Consider the following 19,682-nt stretch of genomic DNA (forward strand, 5'->3'; position numbering starts at 1 on the left):
AGAAAATTGACTTAAAACCCTGTCTATTTTTTCAATCAAGCCTCCAAAGCTTAATCTGAATAGCCCCGTATGCAATGCGGGGCAGGTACAGCACGGTAGGCACAGCCTACCAAATTAAAAAGTCCGTAGTGAATACTACGGACAACCCGTGGGTCAATGTCATTAGCTCCGTATGCCATGAGGACTACGGACAACCTGTCCCGCTACCTTTATCGGGTTTTCCCCTACCAAAACTGAAAACCGCAGCGGCAGCCGCTAAAAACTGAAAACCCAAAACTGAAAACTCAAAACTCTTCTTAATTTCCTATTTTTGATCAGAGCAAAGCTAACGACCTCTTTATCCTATGATTTTCAAATACCTGGCCCTTGGATCGGTCCTCTTTCTGATGGGACTTAACTTTTCGAATGTTCCCGGCAATACACCTCCCGAATCACCGGAAACTACGTTTAAGACCCTGTGTTCGAGTTGTCACGGTGATGTACAGGCGTTCGTTGACCGCAAGTGGAAACACGGCACGACCAAACCCGACCTCATCGCCAGCATCACGCATGGGTATCCGGATTTTGGCATGCCCGCCTGGGAAAATTCGCTGAAACCCGAGCAAATTGAAGGCATTGCCCAGCTCATTCAAACCAGTATCGAAAAAGGCAATCGGTATAGTTTCGCCAGTAAGCCCAAATCCAATGTGTTCAAAACCGAAGCCTTTACCGCTAAACTCGATACCGTAGCTGCCGGGCTGTCAAATCCCTGGGGACTGGCTTTTCTGCCCGAAGGGAGACTGCTGGTCGCGGATCGGAACGGCAAGATTTACCTCGTTGAAAAAAATCAGCAGAAAACGGAAGTGACGGGTGGCCCGAGCGTACTGGCTGAAGGTCAGGGCGGCTTACTCGACGTCCTACTGCACCCGGATTTTGCCCAAAACCATTGGGTATACTTTTCCTATTCGGCTTTTAAGGACGCTCCGGAAGGAAAACTATCGACCACTGCCGTCATGCGGGCCAAACTGGATGGTACGCAATTGAGCGATCAGAAAATCATTTTTGAAGCCCTGCCCTACTCCAAAACCCGTCATCACTACGGCTCGCGGATGGTATTCGATAAAAACGGACATCTGTTCGTAACGGTCGGCGAACGCGGCAGTGAAAAAACGAATCCGCAGAACCTGGATAGCGACCTGGGTAAAATTCACCGAATGAATGACGATGGTACGCCCGTCGCCGACAATCCGTTCAGGGATAAAACGAAAGGTACCATTTATTCCTGGGGTCACCGGAATCCGCAGGGACTGCTCATCGATCCGGCCACGGGTACCCTCTGGGAAACCGAGCACGGGCCACGGGGCGGCGACGAACTGAACATTATTCGCAAAGGAGCCAATTATGGCTGGCCCGTCATTTCCTACGGAATCAATTACGACGGCAAAGTCATTACCGATCTGAAAGCTAAAGAAGGTATGGAACAGGCTCAAACGTACTGGGTTCCATCGATTGCTCCGAGTGGACTGGCTCTGGTGGAAAGTTCGCGGTATCCGGCCTGGAAAGGCAATCTGCTGGTAGGATCCTTACGCTTCAAATACCTGAATCGCTGCGTGCTCAAGAATAATAAAGTGGTGAAAGAAGAAATTCTCTTCCCCAATATTGGTCGCGTCCGGAACGTAAAAATGGGTCCGGATGGATACGCCTATGTAGCCGTGGAAGATCCGGGATACATTTATCGGGTGCTGGTCGCGAATTAATCGGCGGCATCCAGAGTTACAAGACCTGAAACGGTTTAGTGAAGCCTAATTGGTTTCGTTAAAACCGTTTCAGGTCTTTTAGTAGGAATGTATTTTTTTGTACCTTCTGCTTTTTTACGTCAATTGTGGTTTAGACCCCGGTAGTGTGTATGCTTTCTTCCGCAGAAAAACAGAGATATCAAAAACATCTTCTCTTGCCCGAGGTCGGTGCAGAAGGACAGGAACGACTGAAAAATGCCCGCGTGCTGGTGGTGGGTGCAGGAGGATTGGGATGCCCGGTTCTGTTGTATCTGGCGGCAGCGGGCGTAGGTACCTTAGGTATTGTGGACGGCGATACGGTGGATGAAACCAACCTGCAACGACAGGTACTCTACGATGCAGCCGACGTAGATCGGCCCAAGGCCACCACGGCCGCAGCTCAGTTACGTCGATTAAATGATCTGATTGATTACGAAGTTTTTACGACGCATCTGGTGGCTGAAAATGCCGCCAGTATCATCGAACGATTCGATTTGGTCGTGGACTGTACCGATAATTTTTCCGTTCGCTATCTGATTAATGACGTTTGTGTACTTTCAGAAAAGCCCTTTGTATACGGAGCTATTCATCGTTTTGAAGGTCAGGTATCCGTATTCAACTATCCGTCTAACGGCGTTTTAGGACCTACGTATCGTTGTTTGTTCCCCAATCCGCCGAGTGGACTTGAAATACCTAACTGTTCGGAAGTAGGTGTACTGGGCATTTTACCCGGCATGATCGGGATGTACCAGGCTAATGAAGTAATCAAGATTATTACCGGCGTGGGTAAAGTACTGTCGGGCGAACTGATGCTGATGGATTTGCTCGAAAATACCCAGCGAAAAATGAAGTTCAAACGCCGGTCTGATGCCGAAATGCTGGCCCAACAAGGCATGGAAACGCACCGAAAGCTGGCGGCCAATGTTTTGTTACCCAACGAAATCTCGGCCATTGAACTCATGCGGCAACTCAAACGGGAGCCGGATACCTTTTTACTCGACGTTCGTAATAGCGATGAGTACGAAGTGTGTCACCTGCCCGGAGCCGTGCTGATTCCCATGCCCACGATTCCGACCAGCGTTAAACATATCCCACGCGATCGTCCCGTGATTGTCTATTGTCACCACGGGATGCGTTCGGCAAGTGTCATTCAGTACCTCGAACAGGAACACGGCTACGATAACCTTACCAATTTAAACGGGGGCATTCATGCCTGGGCAGATGAAGTCGATCTTCGGATGGCGAAGTATTGATTGGGTTGGATGGGGTTTGATGCAGTTTGAGGTTTGAAAGTCGTTTGAAAATGGTTTGAGGTTGAAGTAAGCCCTAGCAAAAGGTTGAGCTTAGTTCGGTGGTTGCTTAGGTTTAAAAGTTTAATAGGGGCAAGCTATCTACCGTCCCTTGACTCACCCCTGAACTATTGTCACCTTTAAACGCTATTCAAACCTTAAACTTCAAACTATTTTCAAACTTCAAACCCAATCAAACCTGAAACGCCATCAAACTTCAAATACCTTACCAGCCGAAATAGCCTTCCGGCGTGATTCCTTTCAGTCGCAAGTACACAATTCCCTGCCCCCGGTGATGGATGATGTGATTTTCAAGGGCGTAGAATAATTGCGGTCCCGTGAGTTCTTCACCGACAAACTCCTGCATTTTGCTGAGCTGAGCGGACGTTTGCGTGGCTACCGTTTGCTGTACCCAGTCGTAAAACCGTCCCAGTTCGGCGGCCACATCCGCTTTGGAACGCTGATTCCAGCCCTGAGCCGTTTCGTAGGGATCTTTCACGTTGAGTCGGCTGGCCAGTTGAGCCGTTGTATAAATCATACAATGCACAAATTGCATTCGAAACGAAAACATCTCGGGCGTTGGCTTGAAGTTCAGGTGTTCTTCCGGCATCTGATTGAAAATCGTCAGCGTATAGTCCCGCGAGCGTTTCCAGGCCTTCTGAAATTCCTGCTGAAAATCAGTAGCCGGAGCGGCTGCCCGTACCGGACTGACGACCAAACCCGCCAGCAATGTTTTTAGCACCTGTTTCCGTTTCATGGTATGCATGTGTTATGAAGATTACTTTTCCCGCTCAATCAGATTCTGGAAAAAGTCCTGAAGCACTTCTTTTTTCTCATCCGCAATTCGCAGGGCTTTCAGGTACTCGAAGCCCTCTTCAAAGTAGCGATTCATTTCTGCTTCCGTCGTCTGCCGAACGCCCAAGCGATCATACAAAGCCGTCACCGCCTGTACTTTTTCGATGTTGTGGTGATCCTGCGGGGATAGCCAGAATTGCAGTTCTTCCTGATCGCTACCCGTAGCTTTTTCCAGGGCGTCGATGAGTAGGAATGTTTTCTTGTTAGCCAGAATATCACCACCTACGAGTTTGCCAAACTTACCGGGATCGCCGTACACATCCAGCAAATCGTCCTTGAGCTGAAAACCCGTACCCACGGCATCGCCCAGTTTTTTCAGAATCCGGGCGTTTTCCTCATCCGTACCTCCAATAATTCCACCCAATTCGAGAGCAAAGCCCAGCAACACAGCGGTCTTCAAACGAATCATTTCCAGGTACTGAGCTTTGGTGACATCCATTCGCTTTTCAAAATTCATATCCCACTGCTGCCCTTCGCACACTTCGGCAGCGGCCCGGTTGAATTTCTTAATGACAGCTTTCAGGTACGCCGGCTCTACCTCCGTCAGAAACTCGTAAGCTGAAACCAGCATCACATCCCCTGAAAGAATGGCCACGTTGTCGTTCCATTTTTCGTGCACCGTGGGCTGACCCCGACGAATGGGAGCTTTGTCCATAATATCGTCGTGCATGAGCGTGAAGTTGTGGAAAATCTCCACGCCTACCGCGGGTCGAACCGCTTGTTGCCAGTTTTCAGTGAAGAGAGCGGTAGCCATGACCGTCAGTAAAGGCCGGATTCGCTTACCCCCCAGACCCATAATGTACGAAATAGGTTCGTACAGTTCAATGGGAGATTGGCCGTACTGAGTCGTTGCGATGGTTTGTTCAATCGCGGTGGTATAGTCGTTGAGTAGCATATAAGTTTGTCACGTTCCGGATCTGCTTTCGGGGCCCGTTCCCGGAAAATTCAAAATTAATCTGCCTGAATAACTTTCCAGTACAGGAAAACGTTTTGAAGTTAACTTTCGATGAAAATCAATTTCTTTTCTCAACTTCGTAGGAAATCCTTAGTTCTATGAAACGAATCGTTACCCTTTGCTGCACGATGGCACTGGTTCTGGCATCGCTGGCTTTCATTCCCCGTCCTGTACCGGCACCCAAAGCCGCGAAGGTAGAGTGGCTGACGATCGAAGAAGCCTACGCCCGAAACCAGAAAGAACCCCGTAAATTTTTGATCGATGTGTATACCGACTGGTGTGGCTGGTGTAAGGTAATGGACCGTGAAACCTTTAATGATCCGAAAGTAGCTGACTATATCAATCAAAAATATTACGCGGTGAAACTGGATGCCGAAGGAAAAAATCCAATCAAGCTAGGCACGCATACCTTCAAATTCGTTGCCCAGGGTAATCGGGGCTATCAGGAACTGGCCGCGATCCTCATGAACGGTCAGATGAGTTTCCCGACCGTGGTGTTCATGGACGAGAAGTTTCTTGATAAACAGCAGTTTCAGGTCATTCAGGCCGTACCCGGTTTTCATAAAGCTGCCGAATTTCATCAGATTATTACCTTTTTCGGCGATAATTATCACAAAAAACAAACGCCCTGGGAGAAGTATCAGAAGGAAATTTATCCTTCGTTACAAATTAAAGGCAAATAAGAAAGAGGCTCTTCCGGGAGCCTCTTTCTTATTTTTTCAATGCCAGTTTTCGCAAAATATGATGGGCTACCTCCTCTCCCTGCTTCATTCCGTTTTCAATGGAATCTCGGAAATGAATGCCTCCGTATAAACGGGAAATAGCGGCTTCTTCGGCGGCATGCTTAAACGAGCGATACGAGCGAGCAGGTACGCCAAATTCAACCTCTACGGTATCCGTATAAGACCATAGTTTGCCATCAAGGGTGAGTAATAGAGTAGCCACTGCATTCGATACCACACTGTGCCCACTGGTATATTCCGGAAATGGCGGGGTTTGCAACAAGGGTCGCCAGGAACGGTCTATGAATTGATTAATGTAGGTTTCCGGTCGAACGCGGTTACTGTTAAATTTTTCATCCCAGCACGAGATAAACGCATCCGCCATGGTCATCCCTACCAGGCATGCCAGCGGACGGTTTCTTCAAGCGATAGATTTTTCTGTACACAGGCCAGACTTGTAATGCCTATCCAGTGGCCACTTGGGGATATTTTTTTCGTTCCGAAGCTGATATGTCCTTTCTGAGTCAAAGCGAAAGGATTACAATCCCAGAAGTTAGAAAAGTGATTCTGTTCCCGGCTCATAGCCCGCGTACTATCGTATACTTCCTTAGAAAGCCGATAGAAGGCTGATCCCTTTTCTTCACTGTAGGGAACGGGTCGAGCCGGACGAAACTGAGTGGCACTATCCAGGAAAAAGGGACGAACTGTGGCCCAATAAGGTTCGTAGGCTTCGCCATAGGCCGGTGGCGTAGGCTGCCAGGAGCCCGCTTTCGTATCGGGCGTATACCGCAAATATCCACTCGTTTTCACATAACCATCCTGAGCTGCATATCGAACGAGTTTCTTGACCAATGTATCAGCATAGGCACGCGAAAGCTGAACAACTTCCGGACTTAGACGCGTACTAGCTTCTTGTATGAACTGGTTACGGGGCTCTTCCAGCATGTATCCTGAAGGAAGCATTTCTTCCCCCATTCGTAAAAGTGCGTAGACCGTGGCTAAAGGCGTATCTACTTGATCGTTCGTCGTATAAGTTTTAATGGGATAGTTGGGTAACAGGCCCGTCAGGGGTACGTAGCCGGCGGGATGCTTCTGGTGCAACATCACTTCGTAGGCAGCCAGATTCGCATACGCATAGTACCGGGCGGCAGCACAGGGACCAATTACATCGTTAATCATTACATCTGTCAGGTGCTTTTCGGCCTGACTATATAGTTGAGCGGGTGACTGAAGCGACTGAGACTGAGCAGTACTCATTGTAACCCATAAACCCATTAATAGCTGTTTCATGAAATCAAATCCATTGAGCTGTCCATAGCTCTGTTGAATGATTGCTACTTATTTTTTGATTGGATGGTAGATCTGAATGGTATCGTCATTCCGTCCGAAAAGCAATACCGTTTCGGATCCTTTGCGTAGCTGAATGATGTCGCGAACATCTCCTTTGATCACAAAACCCGATTTTGACTGGGGAACATATTCAAAATGGCATTGACCTTTATTGCGAAACAACATGCCGTAATTAGCATCCATTTTCCCAATTTTAAGGCGGGTATGCGACTGATTTCCGGCTAAAATCAAATCCTTCAGTCCATCCCCATCGGCATCCACTAGTGTGATGGCGTATATAGGAGCAAACTGGGCTTCTACCGGCAAATCCCGCCAGACAAATCCCGTGGGAGTATGTTCCAGGATTCCTGATTTGAATTGAGTGGCCTGTAAGGTATCCGCTCCTTTCATTTGTTCGGGCGTGAAAAGCTGAGAAAAATCCGATTCGGCATAGGCTTGATACGTAGTAAACTTTCGTCGCAAAGCAAACACCTGATTTAAGGCTTCATCCCGGCTTACCATCGGATACGGCTTACCCTGAATGTAATACAGTAGAAAAGGGTCCAGGGCTTCATTCTGATCAAAATCAGAATAAATGATGGATACAGGTTCCTGCTCAGAGGGTTTCATTTGGGAATTCGTACCGAAATTGCCCAGTACCAGATCCTGATCCCCATCCTGGTCCAGGTCTGCCACTTCCACCCGGTTCCACCAGCCTTTTGTATGTTCCTGTACAGAAGCTGTAAATTCCTTCCCCTGCTTATTTTTTAAAAAGGTTACGGGCATCCATTCACCCACCAGTACTAAGTCCAGCCAGCCATCGTGGTCGATATCAAGAACGGCGGCATCGCATACTAAACCGCAGTCTTTCAAAAAGGGAGCCCATGTTTCGGTTGCATCCGTAAAGTTTCCCTTTCCGTCATTGCGTAAAATTCGACTACTGGTGGCTTCCGGGTACCGTCCAGGACGTACGCGTCCGCCTACAAATAAATCCAGATCGCCATCTTTATCCACGTCCAGAGCGACTACACAGGCATCACTGAACCGGTCGGCCGGAAGAGCTTCGGCAGAACGGGTAAAATTTCCCTTGCCATCGTTGAGGTATAATCGATCTTGTAGTAACAAGTCATTGGTCAGATACGCAAACCCACCACTAGCCACGTACAGATCCTGATCACCGTCACCGTCCGCATCGAAGAATAGAGCATCCGTATCCTCGGCCATTTTATCCGCTTCAAAAGCCGGCTGTGTAGTGGCTCGCCAACTCCCCTGAAGCGTTTGTAGCAAAAGTTGCCCCCCCTGCCCTTTGGCTCCGGGTACATACAAATCGGTCAAACCGTCTCCATTCACATCGGCTTGGGCTACATGTGGCCCCTGATACGACAGCATGGTAGGAATAAGCGTCTGCCTTTTAAAATCGTTGTAAACGTCTTCCGTATGACGGTAGGGAATAGTATCCTGCTGTTCGGCCACGAAGAAGGGCTGTTCGACGGGGATGAGTGGGCCAGTTTGCTTGTTTCCCTGCGGCTCAACGATGATTTTCTGGTTGGCACGGATACCTCGCAGGATCTGCGTCTGATCGTTGGGCCAGACAATACGCAGGCTATCCACCTGGGTAGACTTACCTAAGCCAAAATGTAACGGCGTATACATGCCGGATTGAAATCCCCGCGTTGGATTGAATTCCTGATACTGCAATTTCCCTTGGGTATATACCCACACTTTCGCTCCAGTCGCCAGCATTAGGGATGTTTTGCCTAATTGTACCTGTAGATAATTGGTTTTCGAGTGATCGTTGCGGTAAATCGATGCGGGGGTATTGATATTGTTCGTGACAATATCGAGATCCCCATCATTGTCTAGATCGGCGTAGATGGCTCCGTTGGAAAGGTGCGTCTGATCGAAACCCCACTCCATCCCTTTGTTTTCGAAGTGTAACTGACCGTCATTACGGAAGATGTAATTTCGGGTTTGCGTAGATGGCATTTGCTTGAGAATATCCATCATTGCCATCGGGTTTCCGCGTGCCGCCTTGAGCTGTTGGTCGGCGTAGAACTTCATAAAGTCCATATTGGTATAATCGCGGAGATAGCCATTGGTAATGTAGAGATCTTTCCAGCCATCATTGTCGAAATCGGCCACCAGCGGACACCAGCTCCAGTCGGTATTAGAGACCCCCGCAAGCTGGCCAATTTCCGAAAATACGGGTGTCGTGGCTGGTCCTTTCATACCCGCTCCGGTATTCAGTTGCAGCATATTACGCATCAACTGATGATAGAATCCATTACGCAGCATGTTTTGATACACCTCGTAGTTCTCCGGACCGTACAACAATTTTTGTCGCCGGTTGTCTTCGGGTAGCATATCCAGGGTCAGAATATCCGGCCAGCCGTCATTATTGATGTCAGCAATGGCATTCCCCATGGAGAAATAGCTCAAATGTCCAACGGCTTGGTCGAGCTGGTCGGTAAAATGTCCTTTGCCATCATTGATATACAGGTAATCCTGTTCGATGTAATCGTTAGACACGTAGAGATCGGGCCAGCCATCCTGGTTTAGATCGGCAACCGCAACGCCTAGGCCAAAACCAATGGGATTCCCTTTGATACCCGCTTCCACACTTACGTCCGTAAAGTGCGGTTTCCCATCGGCTCCGGTATCGTTACGATAGAGGCGATCGCCCGCAAACTCGTCCCGCATGGCTTTTACCAACGCCGCATCGAATCGTTTAAAATCTTTGATATTGTGGTTAAGCAGAAAGCAGTCGAGGTCGCCGTCCTTGTCATAATCGAAAAACAAGGCCTGGGTCGTGTGCGTATTGGCATCCAGGCCATATAGTCCTGCTTCTTCCCTAAATTTTACCGAACCATCTTTCTGAACGTGCTGATTGATGTAGAGCCGATTTCGCCGATTACTGGCATCACCACTTCCCGAGTAACAAACGTAAATATCTAGCCAGCCATCCCGGTTGATATCTACCAGGGTAACGCCCGTTTTCCAGCCATTTCCTTTGCCAATGCCTGCAACCGAAGAAATATCGTTGAACTTGAGCTGTCCCTGATTGAGGTAAAGCCGGTCGGGCGTCATGTTCCCCGTGAAATACAAATCCGGCAAGCCATCATTATTCAAATCGCCCACCGCTACACCCCCACCGTTGTAGAAGTATTCGTAAGCCAGTACGTTTTGTTCTTCCGTTTCGGTAAGTTTATTGGTGAACGTTACGCCCGTCTGCGTGGGATTTAGCAAGGTAAACTGGCCCGATACAGAGGCACACGGCAAGAGTCCGAGCAGACTCAGGCCTAGGGTAAGCCATTCTTTCATTGGGGTGTCTAAAAAATTACGGGTTAATGAACTTCAGCTCATTAACCCGTAAAAATTACGAAAACTTCTTGAGATTATTGCTTATCCCACCACACGCGGGTCGTCAATAAATCAGCCCCCTGACGAGCTACGGCCTCATTGTAATTTGTGGCGTTTTTACTGGCTTCCGTAGTTGGGTAACGGAGGCGACGGGGAATGACTCCACCCGTAGCATTACCCGTGTAATTCGTTGGCGTTAATACCGGGAAATCCGTCCGACGCCAGTTGGCGTAAGCTTCGTAAGAGTTTAGGAAATTAACGGCCCAGTACTGCGTAGCGATTTGCTCCATTTGCTGGGCAGTTGTTCCCGTCTGGTAGGGATGTGCAGCCAGGTAGGCCGTGATTTGAGCAGGAGTAACAGTTCCTCCGTAGAGTGACATCATCTCCATTGCAGCCGTCACGCCTTTGTTATAATGATCCGCAGCCGTACCGCTACCCCAACCCCGTACGGAGGCTTCGGCTAACAAGTACTCCACTTCCGCGTAGGTCTGGAATACAGTAGGAGCTGAATTACTGGCAATCCGATTCAGGTTTGCTTCTGAATACAGCGGCAGCGAATCCGTGGTACCCCAGCCTGAAACGGAAGAACGAATGGTCGTTGCGTCAAAGCCGTTAGGTAATCCTTTCTGACGAGCCGGATTAGTGGCCGTAGCCTCCTGCGTAGGGTCCTGATTACCCTGCCAGAGCGTAGCAATGAAAGGCATCCGCGGGTCATTGTTGTTTTTCAGGAAATCAACAAACGTTTTGCTCAACTTGCTGTTTGATTTTCCTCTCAGGTTGTTGACGTACTCCTGCGTACGTAAGGTATTACTATCCAAGTTACGCGTGTTGTCATTACCTTCGGCGTGAGCAACTTTAGCAATGTCTTCGTTGCTCGTCATGACGCCACCAGCAATGGCTTTCTTCACGTAGGTTTCTGCTTTGGCCGGATCTGCTTTCGTTAACCGCATACCCAGACGTAACATCATGGAATAGGCGAACTTCTTCCACTTCGTTACGTTTCCACCAAATACGATGTCGTTTGCTCCGAACGTCGATTTATTAGCATCTAAACCTAGGGCAGCCTGCTCAAGTTCGTTCAGCATATCGTTGTAGATATCCTGCTGACGGTCGTACTTAGGAGCGTAGATGTATTCCAGATAACCTTTCGCAGCTTCCGTATACGGAATGTCCCCGTACAAATCCGTAATCCGGTGGTACACTACCACTTTCCAGATCCGGGCAATATTATAGAGGTTAGATTGTTCCGGATTATTTCTGGTGTTAGCAATAATCTCTTCAAGTTCTTTCGCGTGATTTTTGTAAGCCGTCTCGAAATACGCATCAGAGTACGCAGAATTATACAGGTACTTATCACCCGACCAGTACGTTTCCAGCGAAGCGAAATGTTGTACCATCGCTCCCGCATAAATCAGGTTAGCCCGGTGGTTTTCGTAGCCCGTTCCCGAGGTTCTTACCACGCTGTAAGCGAACATGTAGGGAAGTTCGGCATTAGGCAGAGCGTTCGGATCGGTGTTTAATTCCTCAAATCCGTTATCGCAGGAAGTTAACAGAACGGTGGCAGCTAGGGCTGACATCAGAACCGTTTTGTTCTTAATATATTTCAACATTTAGAATTTCGTTTAGCTGTAATTAGAATTTTAACATCAGGTTCAAACCATAGCTACGGGCCGGCGGTACGCCAAACATTTCAAGCCCCTGAGCATTACCACTGCTAAAGTTAGATTCTGGATCAACGTTAGGTACTTTACTATACAGCACCAGCAGGTTCCGAGCCACTAAAGACAAACTTGCCGACTGAACTACATTACCTAGCAGCGATTTAGGAAGGGAATACCCAAACGTGAACTGACGCAGTTTGATGAAATCACTACTGTAGACAAAACGATCCGTAATTCTTAAATAATCTGAAGAAGAGTAGTAATCCTGAGCCTTGATCGTTTTGGTAAGTTCGGCTCCGTTTTCGTCTACGCCGCGAACAGTAACGCCACCTTCTCGGCCTACCAGCGTTTCTTTGGTCAGACCGTTGGCAGTAGCGTAGTAGTTGGTAGCCGAGTACATTTTACCACCGAACTTACCATCCACCAGGAAGCTAAAGGAGAAGTTTTTGTAGCTGAACGAGTTCGTGATACCCGTCGTCAGCGGAGGTACACCACGACCCAGGGCCATCAGGGCACTTTGGATGGGCAAACCTGTAGCCGAGTTGTACACTAAATTTCCGTTAGCATCTGTCTTCTGTTTAAAGCCTGTAATCATACCGTAGGGCTGACCTTCAAAGTGATAGATGTAAGCTGACTGCGTACGCGACTGGTCCAATTCATATTGCGACAAACCTTGAGCAATTCGTTCTACGCGGTTATCATTGTATGCTACGTTAAAGCTAACATCCCAGTTGAAGCCACCGCTGGTTCTTACCGGCGTACCCGTCAGTAACAATTCAATCCCTTTGTTCCGAACCTCACCTACGTTTAACAGTACGTTATCGTAACCAGAGGCCGCCGAAGTTGATGCCGTTACAGGGTCATTTTTCGTCACGCGATCGTACAACGTCAGATCAACGCCTAACTTATTATTGAACAGTTTAGCTTCGATACCCAATTCGGTAGTCGTAGACGTATTAGGCTGTAAAGCCGCGTTGGGGATCGTACCACCTTTAATATTTACTAAAGGAATGTTGTTAATATACAGGTTGGTCTGAGGCTCATAGCGTTGCGTTAAGGCGTATGGGCTAGGATAACCCCCACCTACCTGGGCAATTGACGCACGGACTTTACCGTACGATAACCAGCTAGGCTTACTGTTAAGGGCGTCTGACAGTACAAAACTCACACCAGCTGAAGGATAGAACAGACTGTTTTTATCTTTTGCCAGCGTTGAAAACCAGTCCTGACGACCCGTTAAGGTTAAGAAAAGCAAGTTCTTGTAACCAAAGTCAGCCGAAGCAAATAACGAATTGATTCCAAATGCGGAATATTCGTAACCGGGCGTTTTAGTGATCGTATTGCTCAGGAAGTACGTATAAGGAACGATGAAGTACTGACCGTTGTAGTTCAGCCCTTCAATTTTCCGACGCATTTGGTTACCACCAACCAAAGCATTCACCGAGAAATTGCTGAAGTCTTTCGTGAATCCTACGATCAGTTCACCGTTCGTTTCATTGATCTGCGATTCCCGGCGGCTCATTGTACCCCGCGTTTCGTAAGCAATTCCTGAAGGCTCCCCATTCAGGTAACGGATGGAGTTGTTATCCGTACCGATGCGTCCCCGAATATACAGGTGATCCGTTACATTATACCGCAAGCTGAAGTTTCCTAGGAAACGGTTACGTAAGTCATTGTTACGTACCTTGTTGGTTACGAAATAAGGGTTCGTTGAATAGCTGTTACTGTTCCAGCGTACCTCATCACCCGCTGCATTGTAACCGGGATCCAGTGAACGAATGTCAACAGTATTAGCAATTAGCTGAGCACCGTAATTGGGGTTTTTCGGCGTATCGGAAAGGAACGTACGATTTTTACCTTCTTCTACATTGTACTGAGCCACTCCTTCAAAAATTACTTTTTTCGAAAGGTTAGCATTCGCACTCAAGTTGAATGATTTCCGGTTATAACCCGAGTTCTCAATAATACTCTTGGAATCAAGACTGGAAGCGGAGAAGCGGAAGTTGGCTACATCATTGCCACCGGCAACGGCTACCGTATTCGAGAACGTGGAACCGTTGTTATAGAAGTTCTTCACGTTATCACGCTGAGCAGTATAAGGTCGGGAGACGCCATCAAACTGAATAGAAGGCGAACCATCAATCCGTGCTCCCCAAGATAAAGCACCCGTTTGGATGGCTTCATCTTGTGACGTTGGCTTCGCTCCGTTACGGCCCTGACCATACTCATACTGCCAGTCGTTGAAGTGGAAGGGACGATCCATGGTGAATGTACCATTATACTCCACACCAATGCCCTTTTGACCCTTACCTGTTTTCGTCGTAATTAAGATGACCCCATTCGAAGCCCGCGAACCGTACAAAGCTGCGGCAGTACCTCCTTTCAATACAGAAATCGACTCAATGTCATCGGGGTTGATACTGTTTAAACCATCGCCCGTATCGAAACCACCCCACATACCGGCTGAATTCTGGTTCGTGTTGTCAATAGGTACGCCATTTACTACGTATAAGGGCTGGTTATTGCCACTCAATGACCCGTTTCCACGAATCAATACGCGGCTCGAGCCACCCGGACCTGTTGCCGTAGCCGTGGCATTTACCCCCGCTACTTTACCGGAAAGAGCATTCCCCAGGTTAATTTCCCGGGCTTGGGTAAAGTCAGAGCCTTTTACTTCTGTTACCGCATAACCCAATGATTTTTTATCCCGAGCAATTCCTAAAGCTGTTACAACAACTTCATTTAACTGCGTATTGTCGGCTACCAAGGTAACATTGATCGTAGGGTTATCACCTACCGTAACGTTCTGCGTTACGTAACCTAATGCTTGAAATACCAGTACACTCCCTTTATCTGCGTTCAGGGTATAATCACCGTTTACATCCGTTACAGTTCCACGGGTAGTACCTTTCACAAGCACGTTCACGCCGACAACGGCTTCTTTCTCATCGCTTACCTTGCCTTTTACTGTTATCTGCTGAGCTTGGACGAATCCACAGCCAAGCAAAAACAGGGAAAATAAAAAGGTAAACGTTTTTTTACATTGAACCATATTGTTTGAATTTGTAAGTAGGTAAAAGTTTAGAATTAGGGTAGAGCAAAAGAGCGAGCTTCGTAAAACGAACGTTTTACTAGCAGGTAAGTAGAAAGTAGGCCTGTAATGAGTTTAGTTAAGGGTGATGCAATCGAGTTCAGGCTCCCTTTCGTATAATTTTCAGTAGGTTTAATTAAGAAGCAAGAGTTTGCTTCTTAACGAAGAGGTATAAATTACTGGCAAAAAACTATCACTATTGTAATAATCACTGGGCAAATATAAAATCCTTTCTAAAATAATTGTTAATGAAATCTGAATTTATAATTTATTTTAAATTAAAGTTTTTGAATATCAATATAATTAAAAATCAAATGAGATTTATCCAACCAACGTCTATATCCTAGTATTTGTTTTAAGGGAATAGCGTAAAAAATTTTATAATAAGTACTTTTTTGGTTATTGATTAGTTTGAAAAATGGGCAAAATTAGTTCTTTTTTTAATACAAAATTGTATACGTCGATGAAATAAAAGACTTTTCTACAGATTTTCGATTAGTAATGTTTTAGTTGCCTATACATTTGGTGAACACATTCTTTTCGCTCTGCAATTATGGCTTCTCTTCTTGATTTTATAGGTAATACCCCGCTGGTGGAAATTACGCGGTTGCATAGCAATCCCAAGGTTAAGATTTTTGGCAAGCTGGAGGGGCACAATCCCGGTGGCAGCGTGAAGGATCGTCCGGCCCTGAATATGATTCGCAGTGCGTTGGAACGGGGTGATATTCAATCCAATACGTCGTTGATCGAAGCAACCAGCGGCAACACGGGCATTGCCCTGGCCATGATTGCCCGCCTGTATGATTTGACTATCGAGCTGGTGATGCCGCAGAATTCAACCCGCGAACGCGTATTAACGATGGAGGCCTTCGGAGCAAAAGTAACGCTGCTGGAAAGTATTGAAGCCTGCCGAGACTACGCTCAAAGCAAGGCTGACGCGGGTACGCATTACCAACTCAATCAGTTTGCCAATCCAGATAATTACCTGGCTCATTACAAAAGCACCGGTCCGGAAATCTGGCGGGATACGAATGGGACCATTACGCATTTCGTCAGTTCGATGGGTACGACGGGTACGATCATGGGCAATTCCCTGTACCTGAAAGAGCAAAATCCAGCTATTCAAATCGTTGGCTGTCAGCCTACCGAAGGTTCGTCCATTCCCGGTATTCGCCGCTGGCCTACGGAGTATCTACCAAAGATTTTTGATCCCAGTCGAGTCGACCGTACCATGGATGTAGCCGAGGCCGACGCTGTAGCCATGACGCGTCAGCTGGCCCGGGTCGAGGGAATTTTTGGAGGTATGAGTTCCGGTGGCTGCGTATCGGCAGCTCTGAAGCTGGCTTCCGAACTGGAAAGTGGCGTCATCGTCTGCATCATCTGCGACCGGGGCGATCGGTACCTTTCGAGTGAATTATTTGGCTAATCAGTATTAACGAAAAAGGCCGCGAAGAACGATTTCTTCGCGGCCTTTTTGCTTGTGCTAGGAAATAGCTTAAGCAGCTTTTTCTTCTTCCGTATTTTCTTCCTTCACCTCGAATACTTCGGGCAGATAGGAAGATAGCAGGTTATACCAGGAAATCATTTTACGAATGTCCGAAGGATACACTTTCTCCCGGTCGAATTCCGGAAATACCTCACCCAGGAACTCACGCAGTTCAGTTTCGCTGGCGTTTTTAGCGTCGATTTCTACTTTTTCGCCGTGTTTCTCACGAATGGCCGCAAAAATATCGGGCAGGGGTTTTGAGCCTTCTTCGCTATCAGAATATACGGAAATTTCTTTCAGTACCGAAACCCGGGCGTTTGCTCCTACAACGGTACGGCCTTTTTTCTCGTCGATGGTTTCAACAATAACTCCCGTACGAGTAGGCTTCAAAATGCGGTATAAACCGGGCTTTCCGGAGATATGGGCGATTTCTTTCAACAATTCCATGGAATCGAATTTATTTGACAACAAACTGTTTTTCCGTATTCACATAATATCCTCATAACCGTTTGATTATAAGCAATATCATGGCTCCTTACCAAGGCTCAACGTATAAGGCATTGACCTTTTTTGGTAAATGGAATCGCAAAAGTAGCCAATCCTTGCCCGATTACCGCCGAACACCCCGAAAATCCGCGTTCAATTCTCCAATCGCTTCCGCAATTTCGTCGCGGCCTACTCCGTCAACGGAAGAGGTGACGAAGTATTTCGGCATCTCCGAAAAAAATTGTAAAAAGCCATCGCGATACTTTTTCACCTTCGGTTCTACCTGGGATTTGCTCAGTTTATCGGCTTTGGTAAACACCAGATAAAAAGGTACCCCCGCTTCTGTCAATTGCGTCATAAACTCCAGATCAATGGACATCGGATCGTGCCGAATATCCACCAGCACAAACGTACAGATCAGATTAGGCCGATTTTCGAGGTACCCGAAAATCATGGGTTCGAACTTTTCCCGCTCACTTTTGCTGAGCTTGGCGTAGCCATAGCCGGGTAAATCGACTAGGTACCAGGAATTGTCAACCGAAAAATGATTGATCAATTGGGTCTTACCAGGAGTTTGGGAAGTCTTTGCCAGATCCTTCCGCCGTACCAGCGAATTGATCAGCGAGGATTTACCAACGTTCGACCGTCCGATAAAGGCATATTCGGGGCGGTCGGGGGCGGGGCATTTTTGCCAATCGGTATTACTAACCAGAAAAACGGCTTCTTTAATCTTCATCGATTCCAAATTTCCTACAAAGGTACGAGTGAGTTTGGAGTTTTCCGTTTAGAGTTTTCAGTTTGGAGGCCCTGTCGCTTAGCGTTTGAAGTACTTACCGCAGCCGTTTAGCGTTGTTGAATGACCGCCAGTCAACTCAGCTATCGTAAATCCGAAAGAGCGTTAAATGGTCTCGCTGTTCCAGATTTGTAACCCGGAACCCGCCTGCTGTGCATTGGTAAGGCATGGGATTAGAAATCCCTTACAGATCGCTTTCGGATTGCAAATCCGAAAGAGCATTGGCCAATCGATTCAAACCCTAGCGGTTCTCAATTGAAAACTCTAAACTCTAAACTGCAAACTCTCATCTCCCTCGTACCTTTGTGGCATGGAAATCCTTCAGAATGATTTGTTTTTACGGGCCGCTCGGGGCGAACAGGTCGAACGAGTACCCGTATGGATGATGCGACAGGCCGGCCGGATTTTGCCCGAATACCGGGCCGTACGGGCTCAGGCGGGTAGCTTCATCCATTTATGTACGACGCCCGAACTGGCGGCCGAGGTCACCATTCAGCCCGTTGATTTGCTTGGCGTGGATGCGGCCATTATTTTCTCCGATATTCTGGTGGTGCCGGAAGCCATGGGCCTGCCTTACGAAATGATTGAAGCTCGCGGACCGGTATTCCCCACCACCGTCAAGACACTGGCAGACGTAGATAAACTGAAAGTAGCCGATCCGGAGGTGGAATTGAAATACGTGCTGGATGCCATTCGAATCACCAAAAAAGAACTCAATGGACGCGTACCGCTCATCGGTTTTGCTGGGGCACCGTTTACGATTCTTTGTTATATGCTGGAAGGCAAAGGCTCCAAGACATTCTCGGTAGCGAAGAAATACCTCTACGCGGAACCGGAACTCTCCCACCGCCTCCTCCAGAAAATTACCGATACGACCATTGCCTACCTAAAAGCTCAGGTAGCTGCCGGAGCGAACCTGGTGCAGATTTTCGATTCCTGGGCGGGCATTTTGTCGCCGCAGCAGTACCGGGAATTTTCGCTACCCTACATTGCTCAGATCAGCGAGGCCCTTCAGGAGTTAGTACCTGTGACTGTGTTTGCCAAAGGTGCGTTTTTTGCCCGGCGGGAAATGAATGCCCTCAACTGTTCGGTCGTAGGACTCGACTGGAATATGGACATTGCCGAAAGCCGGGAAATGATTCCGGATAAGGTGTTACAGGGAAATCTGGATCCTTGCGTACTCTACAGCGATTTCGACGAGATCAAACAGCAAACGCAGGACATGCTACGTCAGTTTGGTGGACAGAAACACATCGCCAACCTCGGCCACGGTGTTTACCCCGATACGGATCCGGATAAGGTTCGCTGCTTCATCCAAACCGTGAAGGAATTTCGTTTTTAACGAATTTTGATACCAGCAAAAAGCCCGTTCGTTCAAGTACTTGAACGAACGGGCTTTTTGGTATACCCTATTTACTTGAGGGCTTTATTCTTTTCAATGCGTAGCACGCGGGAAGAAGCCGAAGGACTAAGCAAGGTGAAAGTAGCGTCGCCGATGGTCGTTTCAATCTGTTTTTTCGTATCGAAATTCGTCTCCAGCCAGCGAATCGCACCCGAGGGGTCCGCACCGTCGTAGGGTAAGGTTCCGATCAATACAAAAAAGGGAAGCGTATTTCGAATGTTTTTGCCGGGCGTGATGGTTGCCGTCGCCTTCACCGATTCAACGGTATTCACGTCCGAACTCATCGTCACGATCATGTACTCCGTGGAATCCGTACTTTTCCGGTTCGTCCAGCTATTGCCTGATTTTCCGCCAATGTTCTTAAGCGTCGTATACCCTTCTTTTTCCAGCCGGGTGTAGATATCTACGGGCTTTATCCCACCAATGGCTTCAACTGGCTTGGTCTTGGCACAGGCGAAACCCAGCAATACGAGCAAGAGCAACAGGTAATTTTTCATAC

The 19,682-nt window shown here is 47.7% G+C and carries 15 protein-coding genes; 5 read left to right on the forward strand and 10 right to left on the reverse strand.

What is annotated here, in order from left to right:
* The first annotated feature begins 344 nt into the window (after positions 1-344).
* Together BWI97_RS00005 and moeB are read left to right on the forward strand one after the other, a co-directional pair.
* Positions 345-1,736 (forward strand): PQQ-dependent sugar dehydrogenase, encoded by a 1,392-nt coding sequence (locus tag BWI97_RS00005; RefSeq protein ID WP_233207703.1) that lies wholly within the window; start codon positions 345-347, stop codon positions 1,734-1,736.
* 149 nt (positions 1,737-1,885) lie between these two features.
* Positions 1,886-3,007 carry a molybdopterin-synthase adenylyltransferase MoeB gene (gene moeB, locus BWI97_RS00010; RefSeq protein WP_102199574.1) on the forward strand — a complete coding sequence of 374 codons (1,122 nt, stop codon included), beginning with the start codon at positions 1,886-1,888 and terminating at the stop codon, positions 3,005-3,007.
* Positions 3,008-3,269: 262 nt separating this feature from the next.
* On the opposite strand, the gene BWI97_RS00015 is transcribed toward moeB, so the two are convergent.
* Together BWI97_RS00015 and BWI97_RS00020 are read right to left on the reverse strand one after the other, a co-directional pair.
* Positions 3,270-3,809, reverse strand: a complete 540-nt coding sequence (locus BWI97_RS00015; protein WP_102199575.1) for a DinB family protein — start codon at positions 3,807-3,809, stop codon at positions 3,270-3,272.
* 12 nt (positions 3,810-3,821) lie between these two features.
* Positions 3,822-4,793 (reverse strand): polyprenyl synthetase family protein, encoded by a 972-nt coding sequence (locus BWI97_RS00020; protein ID WP_094809760.1) that lies wholly within the window; start codon positions 4,791-4,793, stop codon positions 3,822-3,824.
* A gap of 158 nt (positions 4,794-4,951) precedes the next feature.
* On the opposite strand from BWI97_RS00020, the gene BWI97_RS00025 reads away from it, so the two are divergent.
* Positions 4,952-5,536 (forward strand): DUF255 domain-containing protein, encoded by a 585-nt coding sequence (locus tag BWI97_RS00025; protein WP_233207704.1) that lies wholly within the window; start codon positions 4,952-4,954, stop codon positions 5,534-5,536.
* Between the two features lie 28 nt (positions 5,537-5,564).
* Here BWI97_RS00025 and BWI97_RS00030 read toward each other — a convergent pair whose 3' ends face one another.
* From BWI97_RS00030 to BWI97_RS00050, 5 genes are all read right to left on the reverse strand, one after another.
* A complete protein-coding gene (locus BWI97_RS00030; RefSeq protein WP_102199577.1) occupies positions 5,565-5,966 on the reverse strand; it encodes a vanadium-dependent haloperoxidase in 402 nt (133 codons plus the stop codon).
* A gap of 2 nt (positions 5,967-5,968) precedes the next feature.
* Positions 5,969-6,865, reverse strand: a complete 897-nt coding sequence (locus BWI97_RS00035) for a hypothetical protein (RefSeq protein ID WP_146010828.1) — start codon at positions 6,863-6,865, stop codon at positions 5,969-5,971.
* A 48-nt stretch (positions 6,866-6,913) separates the two neighbouring features.
* Positions 6,914-10,225, reverse strand: a complete 3,312-nt coding sequence (locus BWI97_RS00040; RefSeq protein WP_102199579.1) for a VCBS repeat-containing protein — start codon at positions 10,223-10,225, stop codon at positions 6,914-6,916.
* 74 nt (positions 10,226-10,299) lie between these two features.
* A complete protein-coding gene (locus tag BWI97_RS00045; RefSeq protein ID WP_102199580.1) occupies positions 10,300-11,874 on the reverse strand; it encodes a SusD/RagB family nutrient-binding outer membrane lipoprotein in 1,575 nt (524 codons plus the stop codon).
* A gap of 22 nt (positions 11,875-11,896) precedes the next feature.
* The gene (locus tag BWI97_RS00050) at positions 11,897-14,977 is read right to left on the reverse strand and encodes a SusC/RagA family TonB-linked outer membrane protein (protein WP_102199581.1); all 3,081 of its coding nucleotides are present in this window, start codon (positions 14,975-14,977) and stop codon (positions 11,897-11,899) included.
* Between the two features lie 592 nt (positions 14,978-15,569).
* Between BWI97_RS00050 and cysM the strand changes: the two genes are divergently transcribed.
* Positions 15,570-16,442: a cysteine synthase CysM gene (gene cysM / locus BWI97_RS00055; protein ID WP_102199582.1), complete on the forward strand. Its 873-nt coding sequence runs from the start codon at positions 15,570-15,572 to the stop codon at positions 16,440-16,442.
* A gap of 69 nt (positions 16,443-16,511) precedes the next feature.
* Here the strand turns inward: cysM and BWI97_RS00060 are convergent, their stop codons facing one another.
* A complete protein-coding gene (locus BWI97_RS00060; RefSeq protein WP_102199583.1) occupies positions 16,512-16,949 on the reverse strand; it encodes a DUF5606 domain-containing protein in 438 nt (145 codons plus the stop codon).
* 163 nt (positions 16,950-17,112) lie between these two features.
* On the reverse strand, positions 17,113-17,724 hold the full coding sequence (gene yihA, locus BWI97_RS00065; RefSeq protein WP_102199719.1) for a ribosome biogenesis GTP-binding protein YihA/YsxC: 612 nt from the start codon (positions 17,722-17,724) through the stop codon (positions 17,113-17,115).
* A 367-nt stretch (positions 17,725-18,091) separates the two neighbouring features.
* Between yihA and hemE the strand changes: the two genes are divergently transcribed.
* Positions 18,092-19,123: a uroporphyrinogen decarboxylase gene (hemE, locus tag BWI97_RS00070; RefSeq protein ID WP_102199584.1), complete on the forward strand. Its 1,032-nt coding sequence runs from the start codon at positions 18,092-18,094 to the stop codon at positions 19,121-19,123.
* A gap of 71 nt (positions 19,124-19,194) precedes the next feature.
* On the opposite strand, the gene BWI97_RS00075 is transcribed toward hemE, so the two are convergent.
* Positions 19,195-19,680 (reverse strand): hypothetical protein, encoded by a 486-nt coding sequence (locus tag BWI97_RS00075; RefSeq protein ID WP_102199585.1) that lies wholly within the window; start codon positions 19,678-19,680, stop codon positions 19,195-19,197.
* Positions 19,681-19,682: the final 2 nt, after the last annotated feature.

Origin of the sequence: Siphonobacter sp. BAB-5405, from assembly GCF_002872335.1 — a bacterium.
Classification (GTDB): domain Bacteria; phylum Bacteroidota; class Bacteroidia; order Cytophagales; family Spirosomataceae; genus Siphonobacter.